The organism is Thauera butanivorans NBRC 103042, assembly GCF_001591165.1.
Classification (GTDB): Bacteria; Pseudomonadota; Gammaproteobacteria; order Burkholderiales; family Rhodocyclaceae; genus Thauera; species Thauera butanivorans.
In genome coordinates, this window is sequence record NZ_BCUG01000111.1 from 1 (window position 1) to 3,221 (window position 3,221).

Annotated in this window: 1 protein-coding gene; it reads right to left on the minus strand. The window is 62.1% G+C overall.

All coding sequences use genetic code 11. The features are described from left to right. On the minus strand, positions 1 to 2,820 hold a 2,820-nt coding region (locus TBU01S_RS22495; RefSeq protein ID WP_500799069.1), incomplete at its 3' end, for an RHS repeat-associated core domain-containing protein. Positions 2,821 to 3,221: the final 401 nt, after the last annotated feature.

Consider the following 3,221-nt stretch of genomic DNA (forward strand, 5'->3'; position numbering starts at 1 on the left):
CTCCTGCATCACACTTCGGGTATCGAAGAAGCCACCGCTGAAGTTCTTCATTGCCAGAACTGTTTCAGCCTTCACCAACCCCGTCGGATCATTGAAGTTGACCGGATTGTTCCCCACATACGCATACAGATTCAGGTCATCTCGGGTCCCGATCGGATCGGTCTGCAGGAAGCGGCCCAGGCTCGGCGAGTAGAACCGTGCCTTGTAGTAATACAGGTTCAGCCCACCCAGGTACTGCTGCCCCGTGTAACGGAAACGCACCCCCGTGGTCGTGTCCGGCTCCCCATACGGGCCATAACGGTAGATCGCCGTGTTCGTGCCCCCGCTGTTGGCCGCAGCCACGATGCTGCCCAGATGATCAGCATACAACCACGTCTTGTCAGTCGTGGTCGTGCCTTCGTACCACACCAGCGCTTCATCCACCCCGGGGCCATGCACGTAGCGGCGCAGCAGCGTGCCCGCGCTGTCGTACTCGGCCACCAGATCGACACCGTCGTAGAGCAGGTCGGTCACCGTGCCCGCCAGCGTCGTGCGGCGCAGCCGACCTTCCGCGTCGTAGGCCAGCGTCGCGGCGTAGCCGCTCTTGTTGGCACTCTTCAGCTTGTTGTCGACATCGTAGACGTAGGTCCACACCCCGTCGCTCTTCAGGTTTCCCTTGTTGTCGTAGGTCAGCGTCGAACCCGCGGCTGCGGTGTACTGATTCCGGCCGTTGACCGTGTAGCTCTGGGTACCGTTGGCGTAGCCTGCCCATTGGTACAGGTCGTTCGTCCAGCTCTGGCCCACGATCTCCTGCACCTGGTTGCGGGTGTAGCTGGTGGTCTGGTCCTGCGCCGTACCGGCCAGGTTGTGCGCCAAGCTGGAGAGTGCGCCCTGCGCACCGTAGCCGTAAGTGGTCGTGGTGCCGTTGCCCAGCGTCACCGTGGTACGGCGCGACAGGTCGTCGTAGGCGTAGGTGGCCAGGTTGGTGCTGCCCAGCTCCTTGATCGCCGTCGGGCGGTTCAGCGCATCGTAGGTGGTGGTGACGTAGAACGCGGTCTCCGGCCACGTGGTGCGCGTGCGGTTACCGGCCGGGTCGTACTGGTAGGCCAGCGTCTTCGCCCCGGCCGTGGTGCTGGTGAGCCGCCCGGCCGCATCCCACACATAGTCCACGGTGTGGCTGTTGTTGGCGAACTTCGTCTGCGTGCGCCGGCCCAGCAGGTCGTAGGCGAAGGCAACGTTGTCCGCCGCAGTCGGGTAAGTACGGCTGATCAGGCGGTGCAGGTTGTCGTAGGCGAGCGTGACGTTCTGGCCGCTGCGCTTGCGGTGTTTGGTGACGTTGCCGACCGCATCGTAGGTGAATTGCTCGTAGTCGCTCGTCGACGAGGTGTTGACAGTGCTCGGGTGCGGGTAGCGCAGTTTCACGCGCCGGTCGTGGCCGTCGTATTCGTAGGTCGTCCGGTTGTTCTTGGCATCGGTCAGCGTCAGCGGCAGGCCGTTGTCGTTATAGGTGTAGGCCGCATAGGTCTGGGCGAGTGCCGAACCCACCGCGCGCTTGACGCTTTGCACGCTGTCGTCGGCGTTGTACACCGTCTCGGTGACCCGGTTGCCGCCCTGGGCCGAGGTCAGGTTCTCGGTGACGCGGATCAGGCGATCGAGGTCGTCGTAGGCGTAGTCGGTGACCGCCACCGGGGCAGCGGCCGTCGGGCACGTGGTCGCCGCACTGGTCAGCGCCGGCCCCCAGCTCTTGAGCAGCTTGCCGGTGGTGGTGTAGGTGCTGCAACTGACCAGCCACTGGCTGCCGAGCTGGGCTGCCGTGCGAATCAACCGGCCGTCGTTGTCATAAGCAAAGCGCGTCTGCTTGCCCAGCGCGTCGGTCGTCTGCGTGACCCGGCGCTGGGCATCAAAGGCGTGTGTGGTGGTGTCGGTGACGTCCGTGCGCGGGCCGTTGACCTGGGTCAGATTGCCCACCGCGTCGAAGGTGAAGGTGGTCGTGAGGTTGAGCTTGCCGGTGCCCGAATCGGCCACCACCGTCTGCGGCACGTACTTGTTGGCCGCGTTGTAGGCGGTGGTGCTGACCACCGTGGCGCTGGCGTTGATCTTGCTGGTCTGCGAGGTCTGCAGGTAGAAGCTGGGGTAGCCGCTGGCGCTGTAGGCGGTGTAGCCGTAGGTGGTCTGCGGCTGCACGCCGGCCGCGTCGGCCGGGGCCGTGACCGTGAGCGGGTTGCCTTGCGCGGTGTAGGAGTAGGTGGTGAGCTTGCCCAACGCGTCGGTGGCGCTGGCCACCTTGTTGAAGGCGCTCTCGTAGGTGAAGCTGCTGGTCAGCGTCGCCAAGGTCGAGCCGGGCTTGGGCAACTGCTTCACCTGGCTGACGTTGTGCGTGCAGCGCTTGTCGGCCGCGGCGCACAGCGCGTCATCATAGGTGTACTCGAGCGCGTTGCCTGCCGGGAACTCCTTGCGCGTCAGCCGGCCCTGGCCGTCGTAGGTGTTGAGGGTAATGCGGCCGAGCGGATCGACCGACTTCAGCACCCTGCCGAAGGCATCCACATAGGACACCTTGCTGACCGAGCCCGGCCCGACTTCTTCCGAGCGCGAGCCGGCGAAGTAGTAGGTGTAGAGTTTGCCGGCGGCGTTGGTCTGGGTCTGCACCCGGCCCAGGCTGTCATAGACGTTGGTGGCGAAGGCGACCGACGGGTTGCTCGGGTAGAAGAACTTGGTCACCCGCCCCGGCAGATCGTACTGGAAGGTGGTGACCTTGGCGGTGGCGTCGGTGGAGCTGACGAGGTTGCCGCTGCTGTCGTAGGCGTAGCCGATGCTGCGCGTGCCGTCGCTGACCCCGCTGATGCGCCCACCGGTGTACGGTCAGTAACACTCTTATCGGTCGGCAATTTTATTGGCTATCCAAATATAAATCCATCCTATGAAAATATAAGCAATGATCCCCAATATAAACGAAACTGGAGTGTTTGAAAAATAAACTACGTGATCAACTGAGCGCGAAGCGAGTCGAACCGATCCATTCACCAAAGAATAGGCTGCATACCCCCATATTCCATATGCAATTATTCTACATATCCACGCAACCACTTGGTGAAAAGTTTCGTTCAAAAACATAACCCACTTCGCCTCATATCGAATAATTAAATATTCGCCATATCCGCATGGCCATTTACTTCATACGTGATCCAAAATCAGTTCCAGCAAGCGGCGTTTCGGGTCGTCCAGAAAGTGCATTTTCTGAAAGA